The 16,277-nt window shown below is 55.5% G+C and carries 15 protein-coding genes; 1 reads left to right on the forward strand and 14 read right to left on the reverse strand.

All coding sequences use genetic code 11. The annotated features are described in order from the left end of the window. Window positions 1–77: 77 nt before the first annotated feature. The 12 genes from acpS to rpoE all read right to left on the reverse strand — a co-directional run bounded on the left by acpS (window position 78) and on the right by rpoE (window position 11,313). Window positions 78–455 (reverse strand): holo-ACP synthase, encoded by a 378-nt coding sequence (gene acpS / locus HALO_RS14165; protein ID WP_035578627.1) that lies wholly within the window; start codon window positions 453–455, stop codon window positions 78–80. A 33-nt stretch (window positions 456–488) separates the two neighbouring features. Continuing rightward, window positions 489–1,313 carry a pyridoxine 5'-phosphate synthase gene (gene pdxJ / locus HALO_RS14170; RefSeq protein WP_035578625.1) on the reverse strand — a complete coding sequence of 275 codons (825 nt, stop codon included), beginning with the start codon at window positions 1,311–1,313 and terminating at the stop codon, window positions 489–491. Window positions 1,314–1,369: 56 nt separating this feature from the next. Continuing rightward, window positions 1,370–2,065: a DNA repair protein RecO gene (gene recO, locus HALO_RS14175; protein WP_050713560.1), complete on the reverse strand. Its 696-nt coding sequence runs from the start codon at window positions 2,063–2,065 to the stop codon at window positions 1,370–1,372. Between the two features lie 8 nt (window positions 2,066–2,073). Further along, window positions 2,074–2,973 carry a GTPase Era gene (gene era / locus HALO_RS14180; RefSeq protein WP_035578621.1) on the reverse strand — a complete coding sequence of 300 codons (900 nt, stop codon included), beginning with the start codon at window positions 2,971–2,973 and terminating at the stop codon, window positions 2,074–2,076. Further along, window positions 2,970–3,662 carry a ribonuclease III gene (gene rnc / locus HALO_RS14185; protein WP_035578619.1) on the reverse strand — a complete coding sequence of 231 codons (693 nt, stop codon included), beginning with the start codon at window positions 3,660–3,662 and terminating at the stop codon, window positions 2,970–2,972. The genes era and rnc overlap by 4 nt, the downstream gene beginning before the upstream one ends. Window positions 3,663–3,729: 67 nt before the next feature. Next, a complete protein-coding gene (lepB, locus tag HALO_RS14190; protein ID WP_035578617.1) occupies window positions 3,730–4,533 on the reverse strand; it encodes a signal peptidase I in 804 nt (267 codons plus the stop codon). Between the two features lie 15 nt (window positions 4,534–4,548). Then, window positions 4,549–6,366, reverse strand: coding sequence for a translation elongation factor 4 (gene lepA, locus HALO_RS14195; protein ID WP_050713561.1), 1,818 nt, complete (start codon window positions 6,364–6,366; stop codon window positions 4,549–4,551). 195 nt (window positions 6,367–6,561) lie between these two features. Continuing rightward, entirely contained in the window at window positions 6,562–7,977 is a 1,416-nt protein-coding gene (locus tag HALO_RS14200; protein WP_050713562.1) for a DegQ family serine endoprotease, read from the reverse strand. A gap of 82 nt (window positions 7,978–8,059) precedes the next feature. Beyond that, window positions 8,060–8,539 carry a SoxR reducing system RseC family protein gene (locus tag HALO_RS14205; RefSeq protein ID WP_231896718.1) on the reverse strand — a complete coding sequence of 160 codons (480 nt, stop codon included), beginning with the start codon at window positions 8,537–8,539 and terminating at the stop codon, window positions 8,060–8,062. 34 nt (window positions 8,540–8,573) lie between these two features. Then, entirely contained in the window at window positions 8,574–9,623 is a 1,050-nt protein-coding gene (locus tag HALO_RS14210; protein ID WP_035578609.1) for a MucB/RseB C-terminal domain-containing protein, read from the reverse strand. Between the two features lie 55 nt (window positions 9,624–9,678). Next, entirely contained in the window at window positions 9,679–10,407 is a 729-nt protein-coding gene (locus HALO_RS14215) for a sigma-E factor negative regulatory protein (RefSeq protein WP_035578607.1), read from the reverse strand. 306 nt (window positions 10,408–10,713) lie between these two features. Then, entirely contained in the window at window positions 10,714–11,313 is a 600-nt protein-coding gene (rpoE, locus tag HALO_RS14220) for an RNA polymerase sigma factor RpoE (RefSeq protein WP_035578604.1), read from the reverse strand. Between the two features lie 360 nt (window positions 11,314–11,673). On the opposite strand from rpoE, the gene HALO_RS14225 reads away from it, so the two are divergent. Further along, the gene (locus HALO_RS14225) at window positions 11,674–12,750 is read left to right on the forward strand and encodes a 3-deoxy-7-phosphoheptulonate synthase (RefSeq protein WP_035578602.1); all 1,077 of its coding nucleotides are present in this window, start codon (window positions 11,674–11,676) and stop codon (window positions 12,748–12,750) included. A gap of 46 nt (window positions 12,751–12,796) precedes the next feature. Here the strand turns inward: HALO_RS14225 and dinG are convergent, their stop codons facing one another. Continuing rightward, window positions 12,797–14,926 (reverse strand): ATP-dependent DNA helicase DinG, encoded by a 2,130-nt coding sequence (dinG, locus tag HALO_RS14230; protein ID WP_050713563.1) that lies wholly within the window; start codon window positions 14,924–14,926, stop codon window positions 12,797–12,799. Window positions 14,927–14,931: 5 nt separating this feature from the next. Then, window positions 14,932–16,206, reverse strand: coding sequence for an ATP-dependent RNA helicase RhlB (gene rhlB / locus HALO_RS14235; RefSeq protein WP_035578598.1), 1,275 nt, complete (start codon window positions 16,204–16,206; stop codon window positions 14,932–14,934). Window positions 16,207–16,277 lie beyond the last annotated feature (71 nt).

Consider the following 16,277-nt stretch of genomic DNA (forward strand, 5'->3'; position numbering starts at 1 on the left):
ATTAAATTACCGGCCATTAAATCATTTGGGCGTTAAGTAAATCGAGCACCCAGCAATCCTTAACGTTAATCTTGAAATTATCGCTCAAGCACCACAAAAGCCACCGCGTACTCAGCTTCATCGCTCAAGGTCACATGGCTGTTGATCACACCGGCGGCTTGCAACAGCCGTTCGGCTTCGCCGCTGAGCAGGAAATAGGGCTTACCCAAGGCATCGTTCAGCACCTGAATATCACTCCACTGCAATCCCTGGCGCAGGCCTAGACCCAGGGCTTTTACAAAGGCCTCCTTGGCAGCAAAGCGTTTGGCCAGAAACGCCGCGGGTTGGGATTTCTGCAGCCAAAGCGTCTGCTCATCGGGGCCTAAAATACGCTGGGCAAAGCGTGGGCCGTGCCGCTGCATGGCCCGCGTAAAACGCTCAACGCGGGCAATATCAGAACCGATTCCCACGATCATCGCCTAAACAACCTCTCAGTAGAAAACTGCTGATTAATGCCCGCAGCAGCCATTATGAATATGCTCAGCGTGGTCTGCATGATCATGATCGTGGGCATCTAAGGCCGCCATTAACCCTGCCTCTTGGCCAGCGACGATCAAGCGCTTCATCTCCTGCACAGCCTCTTTCAGGCCAACAAACAACGCACGGGCGATAATGGCATGGCCAATATTGAGTTCGTTAACGCCCGGCAGTGCCGCAATCGCTTCCACGTTGTGATAGTGCAAACCGTGGCCAGCGTTAACCACCAAGCCTAGTGAGATAGCGTGAGTCGCAGCGGTGGTTAAGCGATGATACTCCGCATTGGCGGCATCGCTGCCGGAACGCGCTTCGGCGTAAGCCCCGGTGTGCAGTTCAATCGTCGGCGCCCCGGCGCGCTGAGCAGCGTCAATCTGCTCAATATCAGGGTCGATAAACAAGGATACATCGCAACCCGCCGCGCTCAACCGCTGACAGGCGCTGGCAATGGCGTCAAAACCGCCAACGACATCCAGACCGCCTTCGGTGGTTAGCTCTTCGCGTTTTTCCGGCACTAAACAGACATGTGCGGGGCGAACGTCTTCAGCCAGGGCCAGCATTTCTTCAGTGACGGCCATTTCCAGATTCATGCGCGTGTTCAGCACTTCGGCCAGAATGCGCACATCGCGGGGCTGGATATGCCGCCGGTCTTCACGCAAATGCACCGTAATGCCATCGGCGCCCGCCTCTTCAGCGACTAAGGCCGCCTGTACGGGATCGGGATAGCGAGTATCTCGGGCTTGGCGAAGTGTCGCGATGTGATCAATATTGACGCCTAACAGTATCCGAGGGGGGTGCATAGAGCCTCCAGCGCAGCGATAAAATAAGAGTTTGTGAACACAAAATTTAAAACAAATCAGGACCGATGACGACGCCGCGCTAAATCAAGCATCAGTTCCCGTGAACGTAAAACGGTAGTCCCCAGATGGGGCGCAAGCGCCGCGCGCATTACCGCTTTGAGCGCATTGGCAAGCCCTTCATGCTGCCAGTCACCCTGTTCAATGTAACGTAGCGTTCTGCCATCGAGCCCACGCTCAGCAGGCATAAATGCCCGGCTGTCGGTGTCAAAACGGTAGCGGAGTTGAGGGTCCAAAACGCTACCCTCTGGCGTCGTGAACTGTGGCGTGGCCTCAAGCGCCTCTAGCAGCGCCCACTCATAGCGGCGAAGCGCCAGCGCTCGCTCGGCAGGGGCTGGCAACGCCTCAAGTAGCGCCGTATAAAACGCAAACAGTTCGGGTGCAGGCAGCTCTAACGGCAGCAGCCGGGTGGCGATCTCATTGGCGTAGAGCCCGCATAGCAGGCCTTCCCCAGCCAGCAGCGCCGTCTGGCCGCGGGACTCCATTAACGTGAGCCGCTTTAAGTCGCGGCTGCCCTGCCAGGTCACAAACAGCGGTGTAAACGGCTGCAGGCGCTGGCGTGATTTTGRGCCAGGCCGTTGCCCGCCATGGGCCACAGCACGCACCCTACCGTGATCAAGCGTTAATAGATCCACCAGCGCACTGGTTTCACGGTAGGGCCGACGGTGAAGCAAAAAGGCCGGCTCTGGCGACATCGTTACCTTCAATCGAGGTCGTAACCCAAGCTTTTCAAGGCGCGCTCGTCATCCGACCAACCGCGTTTTACTTTCACCCATAAATTGAGCATCACCTTGGTACCCAGGGCGCGCTCCATATCCAGGCGCGCCTCGCGACCTATGCTTTTGAGGCGGTCACCGTTTTCACCGATCAAAATGACCTTTTGCCCCTGGCGCTCGACCAGGATCAAGGCGCTGATATGAGTCACCCGTTCAGTCTCGCGAAACTCTTCAATTTCGACGGTCATCTGGTAAGGGAGCTCATCGCCCAACTGGCGCATGACCTTTTCACGCACCAGCTCCGCGGCCATAAAGCGCAGGCTTTTATCGGTAATTTGGTCTTCGGGGAAGAAGTGGACGCTTTCGGGCAGGTGTTTGGCCACCTCCTCTTCCAGGGTATCTACCTGGGTGCCGTGCTTCGCTGAAATCGGTACGATAGCGGCAAAATCGCGGCGTGCACCAACCTCTGCCAGCCATGGCAGCAAATCGCCTTTTTCGCCCAGGCGGTCGACTTTATTAACCGCCAGAATCACCGGCGCTTTAACATGCTCCAAGCGCTTTAACACCGCCTGGTCTTCTTCCGTCCAGCGGGTGCGGTCGATAATAAATACCACACAATCGACATCGCGCAGCGCCTGGGTGGCCGCCTGGTTCATAAAGCGGTTAATGGCTTTATTGCGGTCCTTGGACATGATGTGCATGCCCGGCGTATCCACATAGATAAACTGTGTTTCATCAACCGTTTTAATACCCATGACCTGGTGGCGCGTGGTTTGTGGGCGCCGTGAGGTAATCGATATTTTCTGCCCCAGAATACGGTTCATGAGGGTCGATTTGCCCACGTTGGGTCGGCCAACGATGGCAACGAATCCGCAGGTTTGGCTCATGATTTATCTCCAGGGCTTTTTTCGAGGTAGGACAGCGCTTCTTCTGCCGCTTGCTGCTCAGCATGGCGGCGGCTAGGGCCTTTACCGGTGGTATGCTCAGCCAACAGGTCAATGTAGCACTCCACGGTAAAGGTCTGGGCATGCGCCTCACCCTTTACGCAGACAACTTCATACCGCGGTAACGCCGCTTGGCGTGACTGCAAAAACTCCTGCAACCGCGTTTTAGGATCTTTTTGCGTATCTTGCAGTGAGATATTACCCAGCCGCTCGAAGTACCAATCCAACACACGCTCGCGCACCACATCCATCCCGGCATCCAGATAAATGGCGCCAATGATGGCTTCTACCGCATCCGCTAGAATTGATTCGCGCCGGTGCCCGCCGCTTTTCATCTCACCAGAGCCTAGCCGCAAGCATTCACCGAACTCCATTTCCCGGGCTAATTCTGCCAGGGTTTGCCCCTTCACCAACCGCGCACGCAGGCGCGAAAGCTGCCCTTCACGGGCTTGGGGGAACCGCTGAAATAGCGCTTCAGCGATCACAAAGTTGACGATGGAGTCACCCAGAAACTCCAGGCGCTCATTGTTACGACCACCGAAGCTACGGTGGGTCAAGGCCAATTCCAATAGCGTATCATCGCCAAAGGTATGGCCGATTCGTCGGCAAAAAGCGTTCAAGGAATTACTCACAGCTCTCCTACGTCATTGACGTTAACTAAAGTGACATAACTAACTAAATTCAGTCTAAGCAGCGCTTTCATTCAATCCGCCGCACGCTGGTAAAGCTTGGCAACCCACCATCCCAATGCATCCATACCGCAAACGCACGCCCCACAATATTCTCTTCCGGCACGAAACCCCAGTAGCGGCTGTCGTTGGAGTGATCACGATTGTCACCCATCATGAAATAGTGCCCTTCAGGGACTTCCACTTCACGCATTTGCGGCCCAGGGTCGCGGGGGTTGTTATAAATAAAGTGCTCGGCTTCGCCCAGCTGCTCTTCTAACAGTAGCTGCTGTGGCGAGCCATCGGGCCCCTCTTCGATCAACTCCTTGGCCACCGGCTCACCGTTAACGTAAAGCTGCTTGCCTTCGTAGCGAATACGGTCTCCGGGCATACCCACTACCCGCTTGATGAAATTGACCGAGGGCTCTTCTGGGAAACGGAACACCATCACATCACCCCGCTCAGGGTCATCGACTTCGATAAAGCGGGTGTTAATCACCGGCAGGCGTAGGCCGTAGGCAAACTTGTTGACCAGAATAAAGTCACCCACTTCAAGCGTCGGCCGCATTGAACCCGAAGGAATCTGAAAGGGTTCAATGATAAAGCTACGCACCACCAGCACCACCAGTAGCACCGGGAAAAACGAGCGCGCATAGTCGACCGGCCAAGGCTCTTTAAGCAGCTTTTCGCTGGTAACTGGGTCCAGACCTTCCGGGGTCTTGGCCTCCGCTGTGGCGAAGCGTTGGCGGCGTTTGGGCTTTAATAGCCACACGTCCAACAGGTAAATAACGCCCGAAAGCGCAACGGCAAGTACCAGCAGTAATGAAAAATCCATGAGTGGCGTTCTTTCCTAGTCGTTAACCTTGAGCACAGCAAGGAAGGCATCCTGGGGAATTTCCACGCGCCCCACTTGTTTCATGCGTTTCTTACCCGCTTTCTGTTTCTCGAGCAGTTTTTTCTTACGGCTGACATCACCGCCGTAACACTTAGCCGTCACGTTTTTGCGCAGCGCTTTCACGGTGGATCGTGCCACCACTTGGCCACCAATCGCCGCCTGAATCGCCACGTCAAACATCTGCCGTGGAATCAGCTCTTTCATTTTTTCGACCAGGAGACGACCACGCTGGTGGGCATGATCGCGGTGAATAATCACCGCTAACGCGTCGACTTTGTCGCCATTAATCAGCACGTCGAGACGCACCAATTTGGCCTCTTCAAAGCGCTCGAAGTTGTACTCAAGCGAAGCGTAGCCCTTGGAGATCGATTTCAAGCGGTCAAAGAAGTCCATGACCACTTCCGACATGGGCAACTCGTACGCTAGCTGAATTTGGTTGCCCAGGAACTGCATATCCAGTTGCGTACCCCGGCGCTGCTCACACTCGGTGATCACGTTCCCCACATACTCCTGGGGAACCAGAATACTGGCGCGCACCACCGGCTCACGCATTTCATCTACGTCGGCCATGTCGGGTAGCTTTGAGGGGKTGGAGACATAGGTAATATCGCCATTTTTCATCGCCAGCTCATAGACAACCGTCGGCGCGGTGGTAAGCAGATCAATATCATACTCACGCTCCAAACGTTCCTGGACGATCTCCATATGCAGCGTGCCCAGAAAGCCCACCCGGAAGCCAAAGCCAAGGGCATCGGAGTTTTCCGGCTCGTAGGCAAGCGAGGCATCGTTAAGTGCCAGCTTCTCAAGCGCATCGCGGAAGTCTTCGTAATCATCCGCACTGACCGGGAACATGCCGGCATACACCTGCGGTTTTACTTTTTGGAAACCAGGCAGACGCGCGACATCTGGCGTTTTGGTGTGGGTAATGGTATCGCCCACCGGTGCGCCGTGAATCTCTTTGATACCGGCGACAATAAAGCCGACTTCACCTGCACGCAGAATACCGGTCTGCTTACGCTGCGGGGTAAAAATCCCCACCTCAGTGGTGCCCCAATCGCGGCCCGTCGATTTAATACGGATCTTATCGCCTTTGCGCAGCGTGCCATCAAACAGACGAACCAGCGAAACTACACCAAGGTAGTTATCAAACCAGGAATCGATAATTAGTGCTTGCAGCGGCGCTTCCGGGTCGCCCTTGGGCGGCGGAATATCGCGCACCAAGCGCTCTAGCAAGGCATCAATGCCCAAGCCACTTTTGGCCGAGACCTGGCAGGCGTCGGTGGCATCCAGGCCGATAATCTCTTCAATCTCCTGGGAAACCTTGTCGCAATCCGCCTGAGGCAAATCGATTTTATTGAGTACCGGCAGAACTTCTAGTCCCTGTTCGATAGCGGTATAACAGTTGGCCACCGACTGTGCCTCTACCCCTTGTGCGGCATCGACAACCAACAACGCCCCTTCACAGGCGTATAGCGAACGCGAGACTTCATAAGAGAAGTCAACATGCCCTGGCGTATCGATAAAGTTCAGCTGGTAAACCTGACCGTCTGCAGCGGTGTAATCCAGCGTAACCGACTGCGCTTTGATGGTAATACCACGTTCGCGCTCGATGTCCATAGAATCGAGCACTTGCTCTTTAAGCTCACGCTCGGTTAACCCTTCGCAAGTCTGAATCAAGCGGTCAGAGAGCGTCGATTTACCGTGGTCGATGTGGGCGATAATAGAGAAATTGCGTATGTGCTTAAGCTTTCCGTTGGGAACGTCTTGGGACATCGAGTCTGTTCTGCCTTAGTGGTACGCAAGCGACCGCATTAGCAGGCCGCTTCGAGAGTTCAAAGCTCGAAAACAGCTGCCGTTTAAAAATAAGGGCCATTTCCGACAAAAAGATATCCGCTATTGTAGCGATATGCGCAGGCTAGGAACAGCGGTCCGGCGAGAACCGCCGAACCAGGAGTGAAAATAGGCGGGTTATTCCAGACGCAGCGCTACGAAAAGTGAACGCCCATCACGGAACAGACGTACTGGTATAGCGCGATCAGTGGGCAACGCCTCGACAATCTCTACCAGTTCATCGGACGAGGAAACGCTGCGATGATCGATGCTCACCAACACATCTCCTGAGCGAATACCTGCGTCAGCGGCCACGCTGCCGGACTCTACCTGGCGGACGACTACGCCGCCGGGAATATTCAGCTGCTCGCGCGTTGCGTCATCAATTTCAGCGACCATCACGCCAAGCCGGGCTTGATTATTGCTGCTGGCCTGCCCTGGCTGTTGCTCGGCATCTGGCCAGCTACCCAACTCGACTGACTCGGTCAGCTCTTCGCCGTCACGCATTAAGGTGAGTTCCACCTCGGTGCCTGGTGCGCCTTTACCGATTAGGCGCGGCAGTGAGCTTGAACGCTCAACCTCTTCGCCATTGACCTCAAGAATCACGTCGCCGGCCTGCAGCCCACCTTGGGCCGCGGGGCCTTCGGGATCAAGGTCAGCAATCAAAGCGCCAATCGCACTCTCCATCCCAAAAGATTCGGCCAGATCCTCAGACACAGGCTGAATCATGACGCCTAACCAACCACGATCCACCCGTCCGCCTTCACGCAGCTGTTCGGCCACATCCATAGCCACATTGATAGGGATAGCAAACGACACGCCCATAAAGCCGCCGCTACGGGTAAAGATTTGCGAGTTAATACCGACCACTTCCCCGTCTAAGTTAAACAGCGGGCCACCGGAGTTGCCGGGGTTGATCGCCACATCGGTTTGAATAAAAGGTACATACGCATCCCGCGGCAAGGTGCGATTAATCGCACTAACGATGCCCGCAGTAACCGAGTGATCAAATCCGAAGGGGGAACCGATAGCCGCCACCCACTCGCCGACTTTGAGCTCGTCCGAGTCGCCTAGATTGAGCGTAGGCAAGTCATCTGCGTCAATTTTAAGCAATGCCACATCGGTTTGCGGATCGCTGCCGACCACTTCCGCACTCAATTCGCGACGATCATTGAGGCGCACCAGTATCTCATCGGCATCTTGCACCACGTGAGCGTTTGTCATCACGTAGCCATCTTCGCTGATAACGAACCCCGAACCTAACGATTGACGCTCTTCCGTCCGCCCTTGCCCGTTGCCAGGTGGTGCTGGAAAGCTGTCACCAAAGCTCTCTCCAAAAAAATGGCGGAAAATTTCCGGAATTTCCTGCCCACCGAAACTAGGCGCGCTACTGCGCTGAATCGTTCGGCTGGTCGAGATATTCACCMCCCCTGGGGCGGCGTCTTCAACTAACTCGGTGAAATCAGGTAAACCTTGTGCGCTGGCGGCTTGGCCAAACGTTAGCAAGGCCACCACACAGATCCAGAGCGTGGAAGGGAGAATCAAGCGCTTCATGCAAGAGCTCCTACTTAATGTAATAGTAATCGAAGGCAGATCAACAACTCACAGCGAGATGCTGGAGAACCAAATTGACGAACTAATTGACCAAGCGTGGGCGAAAGCGTTCCCCACGCTCACGCATTAGACATTTAATACTCAACGCTCCGCCCGCCAAGGCAATAAAAAAGACCAGCGGCGCCAGCCAGATTGCGGTACTGACGAACGAGACCAGGCCGGATAGCAACAGGGCTAACAATAACGGCAGCCCATAAACACAAAAAGCCAGCAGCGTGACAGAGGCACGCGGCAGGCTGATAGTGACTTGGCTGCCTAACGGATAGCTTTGCTCAGCGCTGTGCACGTTGGGGGGAAGCGTGACGGCAATGCGCTGGCTGCGCTGGCGCGCCAGCAACCCAATGCCGCACCCTCGCCCTTGAGCACACTGCTCACAGCCCTGTTGGGCGGAAATTTCTACGATAAGTCCTCTCGGTGCACAACCGAAAGGGAAATAGTCAACAGTCGTGCCCATGCGAAGCAGAGGGGTACTCAGCTGAGAAGCACAGTGTACGGAAGTCATCAGCTATCTTCTCGCCATGAAACAATAACCAACACTACTGTTCAGCCTCATCGTCACTCTCATGAACTTCACCTTCAAGGAGGTCGAAGGTAATTGAGCGTACAATTCGCTGCAATGTTGCTACCGGCAGCTCACCAATGGCTATCAGTTGCCAGCGCCCTTCAGCGGTAATAGTGTGCTCAATAGCAACGGCCGACACGCCCAACTGCTGCACCCCTTCTTGCAAGGCGGTCGTTTCTTCAGAGGCGAGAGGCTCTACAAAAATACTCACCGTGGCTAAACCATCGCTGTAGACACGCTGATGGCCCTTATCACCAGCCAAGGAAACCGGCTGCGCAACAAAGCCATCGGGCAACCAAGTGGCATGCCAAGGAGTATTGGGAATAACGTTGGGCGTACTCGCTCTAACACTACCGGTATACTTTTGGGGTGATTGGAGCTGGGTAATTTGGAAGGTTTCAATGATCTGGCCTTGCTGATCACTGAGCACATGCTTAAGCAGCAGGCTGGTATCCCGGTCTAACCACCACTCATGAGAAAAACGCCATTGATCGACAGGCTTAAAAACCAGTTTGACGGCGTCTCGACCAGCTACCCGGGCGTCATCCTCTAGCTCAATAGCGTAATATTTCTCAAGATGAGCCGCCCACCTTGCAGGCGAAGGTAATTCACCGTTGCTATGCTCTTCGGTCCAGGCCAACCGACCCACTGGCGAGCGGCGCTCAATGCTGACAGAGGGGCCGTCTAAATACTGAACCACCTGTTGACGAATGCCGTCTTGAATACGGTGTGAAAGCGCCAGCGTGCGCACATCAACGGCATCGATAGCCACCGCTCTGGCCTGAAAGGCATAACAGTGGCTGGCCCACAAACCACGCTCCAGCCACTGCGTTGGGCTGCTGGGCTGCGCTTCGGGTTCCAATGCACACTCGTAGCCCGCATGGTTGCCAGAAGGCGTGCTGGTTGCTGAGGGACTATTGGCCGATGAAGCACTATCGGCGTTTTCCGCATGCGTTTGAAAAGGGAGCGTACCGATGACGACTGCCAGCACCCATGCGCGCTTAGCTCGCTGGGGAACCATCATGTTGCGCACTCCCTACTCACCTAACATGCACCATCAAAATAGAGCGACATTCGGTTTAGCGCTGGCCTAAAGGCTCAGTAACTGCCGATGAACGCATCAGCGGCATCCAACTGTCGCCACTGCCGTAGGCGGCACTCTGAGTGTGCTGCTCTAAATAAGACTGCAGTAAGCCAATCTGCTCGATATCAATATTAGTACCTTGGGAAGCGGTTACTCCCTGAGGCGTCTGAGCCGAGAAGCCACTTTCGCTAATATTCATTAGACCACTTTGACCTGATTGGCCGCTAAGCCGAAACGGCGTTGGCTCAAACATGGGCATGTCAGCACGCGTAGCCATTGCCGACTGAGACGCCAGACTAACGGGCTGCACTTGGGTAGCTCCGTTGGAACCAGACGCTGTCGTCGCAATGTCACTACTGCCCTGGCGAACGGATGAGTCATTGCCAAAGAACTGAACGCCAGTGATCACCATCAATGATACTGCAGCCGCAACCCCGGCACCTCGGGCAAACGATATACCTCCCGCACGGTGAGCCACAGGCTCAGCGTCTTGCATCATTGGCGCAGTCTCGTCGCGCAAACGGGCCATAATACCCGCCGAAAGGTCAACGCTTACATCTACGCCTTGCTCGCGCTGCATCATACTGCGGGCAAGGTGATAACGGCGCCAAGTATCTGCGGCATCGTCATCATTAGGCAGTGCCTTCAACACTCGGCGAAGCTCAAGCTCATCACTTTCGCCATCCATTAACACCGAAAGTGATTCCCGTGTGTTTTGACTCATACTTCACACCCTCACACTGTTTAAAAGAAGTACTGGGGTGATGGGCCATCATTCTGCGCACCACCACTCCGACGACTTCCAAGGCCAAGACTCCGCCACACACTAATAAATTACCAACCCCCATTAGTCTGCAACGCTAAGCTCATGACGCTTTGCACATTGATATATCATTTATCGATACATCGAACGTACTCATCAAGATAGTCAGGCTTTATGACGCCTTACATGCCAGACAGTTCACAAAAAAAGATAAAACCTTTATTTCGGCGTCCTATGGCGACCATGCTGCCTACCCTCTACTGACCACTACTCATCGCGACTGTTCCGCGCGGTGGATACTAATGGCCGGATATGTTCATCAACCGCCTCGCGAGCGCGGAAAATCCGCGAACGCACGGTGCCCACCGGGCATTGCATGACCTGCGCTATATCTTCGTAAGCAAGGCCATCCAGCTCACGCAGAGTAATCGCCGTGCGTAGATCATCCGGCAGGTTTTCAATTGCTTGATAAACCGCAGCTTCTAGCTGGTCTCTGGCAATCGCCGCTTCCGGCGACTCTGAATCGGCCAGCCTTCCGCTTTGGTCGATAATTTCAGCATCGACGATATCCAGATCACTTCCCGGCGGGCGCCTTCCCCGTGAGACCAGATAGTTTTTCGCCGTGTTAATCGCGATGCGGTACATCCAGGTATAGAACGCACTCTCTGAGCGAAACTTGCCCAAGGCGCGATATGCCTTAATAAATGCCTCCTGGGCCACATCCTGAACTTCAGAGTGATCATGAACGTAACGACCAATCAGGCCGATAATTTTATGCTGGTACTTTTTTACCAGCAGATCGAAAGCGCGCGTATCACCTTTTTGGGCACGTTCAACAAGCTGTTGGTCTGTTTCCCGAGTGCCCATTCACACGCTCCTCCAGCTCGTACGGCGTGCGCCGAGCCCCATTCCTATTAGCCCTGACAAATGGGCGTTCACAGCAAGCAGCATAGCGTCCCTTGGGCATTGATTAATAATAGAGTTAGTAAAAGAGCGAATACATCGCCCGAGTATGTTGCTGCATTTTATAACGATATGCGGCCAGTGTTGCGCGTTCTTTGCAGCGTATCAAGCGCTTAGCCCCTTTCGCAAAACCCTGCGGCTGACACTTTTAATGCCGCTATAGTTCCACAGCAATTGATTTTTACCTGCTCGACAAGCGATAGTAGGTGCCACTTTTATCGCCCCTCACTTTTTTTCAGCCATCGCGCAAGCACAGGTAGCAAGATGTCAGAACAGCAGGTTAATAACCTTAACGTCCTCGCTCAAGACGTTCTCACCACCCCAGAAGCGCTCAAAAATGCCGTGCCGTTAACCGATGCGGCAGAGCGCAGCGTAATTGAAGGTCGTCAAACCATTCAGAATATCCTGGATGGCAACGACCCGCGACTCTTAGTCGTCGTCGGCCCGTGCTCAATCCACGATGTGGAAGCCGCGCTTGATTACGCCCGCCGCCTGCGCGCGCTGGCTGATCAAGTCAGCGACAGCCTGTATATCGTGATGCGCGTCTATTTTGAAAAGCCGCGCACAACAGTGGGCTGGAAAGGTCTGATCAACGACCCGCACCTCAACGACTCTTTTGAGATCGATGAGGGCCTGCATATCGCCCGCAAACTGCTGGTCGATCTGGCCGAAATGGGCTTACCGCTAGCCACCGAAGCACTCGACCCCATCTCGCCCCAGTACCTACAAGACTGCATCAGTTGGTCAGCAATTGGCGCCCGCACCACTGAGTCGCAGACTCACCGGGAAATGGCGTCTGGCCTCTCCTGCCCGGTCGGCTTTAAAAACGGCACCGACGGCAGCCTGGATGTGGCGATCAATGCACTCCAGTCCGTGGCCAGCCCACACAACTTCCTGGGCATTAACCAGGCAGGCCAGGTGGCGATCATTCGCACCCGCGGCAATGCCTACGGCCACGTCGTCCTGCGCGGCGGCAACGGCAAGCCCAACTACGATAGTGTAAGCGTTGCCCTTTCTGAGAAAGAGCTTGAGAAGGCCAAGCTATCGCCCAACATTATGATCGACTGCTCCCACGCCAACTCTAATAAAGACGCGGCGCTACAGCCGCTGGTACTTGAAAACGTCACCAACCAGATTTTGGAAGGCAACACTTCCATTATCGGCTTGATGGTTGAATCCAACATTGGCTGGGGCAATCAGAAACTAACCGCAGACCTCAGCCAACTGCAGTATGGTGTGTCGATTACCGATGCCTGCATCGACTGGGACACCACGGTGGAAACCTTCAATCGCATGAACGAGAAGCTGGCCGCCACCCTGGCTAAGCGCATTGCCAAATAACACTGCGTTCAACACCTGCAAAACCCCGCTACGGCGGGGTTTTTCATTACCGGCTAATTTCGCGCCGAAACGGCGGCAACGCATCCAACAGTGCTTGCCCGTAGCGGCGGGTAATCACCCGTTTATCCAATATTGTGATCGTCCCGCGATCACTCTCTTTGCGAATCAAACGCCCGCAAGCCTGTACCAGTTTGATAGACGCATCGGGCACGCTAATGCGCATAAACGCATTGCCGCCCTGGCTCTCTATCCACTCGGCTAGTGTCGCGCCCACGGGGTCGTCGGGCACTGCAAAGGGCAGTCGCGTAATCACCACATGGGTCAGGTAATCACCAGGTAGATCGATTCCTTCGGCGAAGCTCGCCAAACCAAAGATAATACTACCAGCCCCTTTATCCACCGCCGCCCGATGGCGCTCAATAAGCTCACGCTTAGGCAGCGCATCCTGGGCAAGCACGCGTTCCTTCACACTTGCGGGCAGCGCTTTATCCACCGCCCGCAGTTGAGCTCGGGAAGAGAACAGCACCAGTGCCGCCTCGGTGTCGGCGAGTTGCGACACAAACGTGACGATGGCGCGTTCGTGTGCGTCCCTATCACTGGGGTCGGTGGCCTCTTTGGGCACGCGCAACACCGCATTGGCGTAATCAAAGGGGCTAGGCAACGCCTGGTAGCGGTAGCGATTGGCCAACCCTGCCCGTTCCTGAAGACGCTCGAAGCGTCCCAGGGCGGTCAAGGKCGCCGAGGTGACGACGGCGCCATGGCAGCGCCCCCATAAGTGCTTGGCCAGAGTATGCGCCGCCGACACCGGGCTGGCTGAAAACTCAACCTCCGGCTCGCCGGCTACGCGGCTTAGCGTGACCCAGCGGGCGCTAGGCGCTTCATTAGCTACGTCCTGCTCGCTAAACGCCTGCCACAGTGCATGCGCCTCTAACGCTCGCCCGTGTAGCAGTGCCACCAACGGCAGCCAGGTTTCCGCCTGCTCACGGTCAAGGCCGGTCTGCTTATCGGGATCAAGGCTTTCACGCAGAATATCGCTGATGCTTTCCAGACAGCGCGCTAGCGAAGCAAACATCACCAATAGCTGCTGCGCCTGCTCACGCAAAGCATCGGGCACTTGGCCCTTCTCAAAGCGCGATTGATGGGTAGCCTCTTCATCAGCCAAACCGTTGGGCCGCCCCGCCAGCTGATGCCCCATGCTAAATACATCACCCAGAGCGGGCTCCAGGTTATGGATCAGCTCTGGCAAGCTTACCAACAGGCGAGACACCGTTGGCTGAATGGCCAACGCTTGGTGAAGGTCGGTCAAACTGCTTCTCAGCGTTTTCAGCCAGCGCAAACAGCCGTGCACCGCAAAGCGGTGGGCAAAGTGAGAAAGCGCCTTCTCCGGCAGGTGGTGACCTTCGTCAAACACGAAAATGCAGTCTGCTGGGTCAGGCAGAATCGCGCCGCCACCCAAGGCCAAATCAGCCAGCACAAGATCGTGGTTGGCGACGATTACATCGGCATTTTCAAGCTCCCGGCGGGAACGAAAAAACGCGCAGGCGCCAAAGTGCCCGCAGCGTCGTCCCGTGCACTGGCGGTGATCCACCGTCAGCCTGCGCCAGTGGGCATCCTCAATCGCCTCGGGCCAGTTGTCGCGATCCCCTTCCCACTCACCCTGCCCATAGGCTTGCGCCATATCACTGGCAATGACATTGAAGTCGCTACTTTGGGTTTGCAGAGACTGCTCAAACAGTGACAGCGTCGGGTTGGGTTCACTCCCCTCCAGCGCCTGATCTAACCGCGCGACACACACATAACGCCCCCGCCCTTTGGCTAACGCGTAGCGAAAGGCAAGGCCACTATGGCTGGCCAGCGAAGGTAGATCCTGGTTGAGCACCTGCTCTTGAAGCGCAACCGTCGCGGTCGAGATGATTAGCCGCTTGCCGCGCGCTTTCGCGATCGGCAAGGCGGCGATCAGATAAGCCAGCGTTTTGCCAGTACCGGTGCCTGCTTCAAGCACACAGACATGGGTATCGCTGGTTCGCTTACCCTCGCCGTCGCTCTCTATATTACCCAGCGTCCGGGCGATTTCGGCGATCATCATGCGCTGTCCGTAGCGTGGGGTCAGCTCAAGGGTGTCCACCACGCGACGGTAAGCGTCTTGAATCTCGCTTTTGAGGGCTGTATCGAGCATGCGACTTAGAGCATACCTTCCGGCGGATGCACGCAGGGCAGCTTGTCGTTGATATAGCGTTCGATTTCCGGCAGCGAGAAGGCATCCTCTTCACCGACGAAGCTGATCGACACACCCTTGGCGCCAGCACGGCCGGTACGACCAATACGGTGCACGTAGTCTTCCGGGTCTTCGGGCAGGGTGTAATTGATCACGTGGCTAACGTCTTCAATATGGATCCCACGGCCAGCCACGTCGGTGGCGACCAATACCTGAATTTCGCCTTCGCGGAAGCTTTCCAGGGTTTTGATGCGCTGATTCTGGGGCACATCACCCGACAGCATCGCAGCACTGACACCGGCTTTTTTAAGCAGGTCATCCAGCTTACGCACCAAATCACGGCGGTTGCCAAACACCATGACACGCTCAAAGCTCTCCTGCTGAAGCAGATTCACCAGTAAGCGCTGCTTGTCGTCATCGGACACCAAGTACACCCGCTGATCGATATCCGCCTGGTTCTCAACGGTCACTTCGATCTCGACGTGGGCTGGGTCTAACGTCCACTGACTGGCAAGATTCAAGATGTCTTCGGTAAAGGTGGCCGAGAAGAGGAAGGTCTGACGCTCCTCTTTTTTCGGCGTGTAGCGAATAATCCGCTTCACGTCGGGAATAAAGCCCATCGACAACATCCGGTCAGCTTCATCCAGCACCAATACTTCAACTTCATTGAGGTCGATATCGCGCTTCTGGTGGAAATCCAACAACCGCCCTGGCGTTGCCACCAGAATATCGATCTTGCTGCCCAGGCTTTCACGCTGCTTCTGGTAGTCCATGCCGCCGACCACACTCGCCACGTTGAGCTGTGTGAACCGTGCTAACGCTTTGGCATCTTTTTCGATCTGCAGTGCCAGCTCGCGGGTAGGCGCAATAATCAACGCCCGCGGCGCGCCCGGCTTTTGCCCATTGGGCGTTGGCTCTTCCAGGAAGTAGGCCATCACCGAGATCAAAAAGGCCGCGGTTTTACCGGTTCCGGTTTGCGCTTTGCCGACAATGTCGCCACCTAGCAGCGTTTGGCGCAGGGCCTCAGCTTGAATAGGCGTGCAGTATTCAAACCCTTGGGCATGAATCGCGCGCATTAAGGGCAGCGGCAGATCAAAGTCATGAAAGCGCCACTTGCCGGCCACGGCAGGCACCTGAAACTGACGAAGATCCCAGTTCGACTGGCGACGACGCGGTTTACGACGGCGGCGTTTTGGCTTGCGATTCTGGGCCGGGGCTGTGGTCTGTTCCGACTCGCTCATAGGCTGTCTATCTGTCCATTGCTGTGGAAGTTGGCATCATGAAGCGCGCATTGTACCAGGGCTTGGCGATA

Source organism: Halomonas sp. R57-5 (genome assembly GCF_900070345.1).
In the GTDB taxonomy this organism is placed as follows: domain Bacteria; phylum Pseudomonadota; class Gammaproteobacteria; order Pseudomonadales; family Halomonadaceae; genus Vreelandella; species Vreelandella ventosae_B.

Coding starts and splice junctions, on each gene's coding strand:
- rpoE (WP_035578604.1), bottom strand. CDS start 11,313: ATGGGCACTCGGGAAACAGACCAACAGCTTGTTGAACGTGCCCAAAAA.
- acpS (WP_035578627.1), bottom strand. CDS start 455: ATGATCGTGGGAATCGGTTCTGATATTGCCCGCGTTGAGCGTTTTACG.
- lepB (WP_035578617.1), bottom strand. CDS start 4,533: ATGGATTTTTCATTACTGCTGGTACTTGCCGTTGCGCTTTCGGGCGTT.
- HALO_RS14210 (WP_035578609.1), bottom strand. CDS start 9,623: ATGATGGTTCCCCAGCGAGCTAAGCGCGCATGGGTGCTGGCAGTCGTC.
- pdxJ (WP_035578625.1), bottom strand. CDS start 1,313: ATGCACCCCCCTCGGATACTGTTAGGCGTCAATATTGATCACATCGCG.
- HALO_RS14215 (WP_035578607.1), bottom strand. CDS start 10,407: ATGAGTCAAAACACACGGGAATCACTTTCGGTGTTAATGGATGGCGAA.
- era (WP_035578621.1), bottom strand. CDS start 2,973: ATGAGCCAAACCTGCGGATTCGTTGCCATCGTTGGCCGACCCAACGTG.
- rhlB (WP_035578598.1), bottom strand. CDS start 16,206: ATGAGCGAGTCGGAACAGACCACAGCCCCGGCCCAGAATCGCAAGCCA.
- HALO_RS14205 (WP_231896718.1), bottom strand. CDS start 8,539: ATGACTTCCGTACACTGTGCTTCTCAGCTGAGTACCCCTCTGCTTCGC.
- HALO_RS14225 (WP_035578602.1), top strand. CDS start 11,674: ATGTCAGAACAGCAGGTTAATAACCTTAACGTCCTCGCTCAAGACGTT.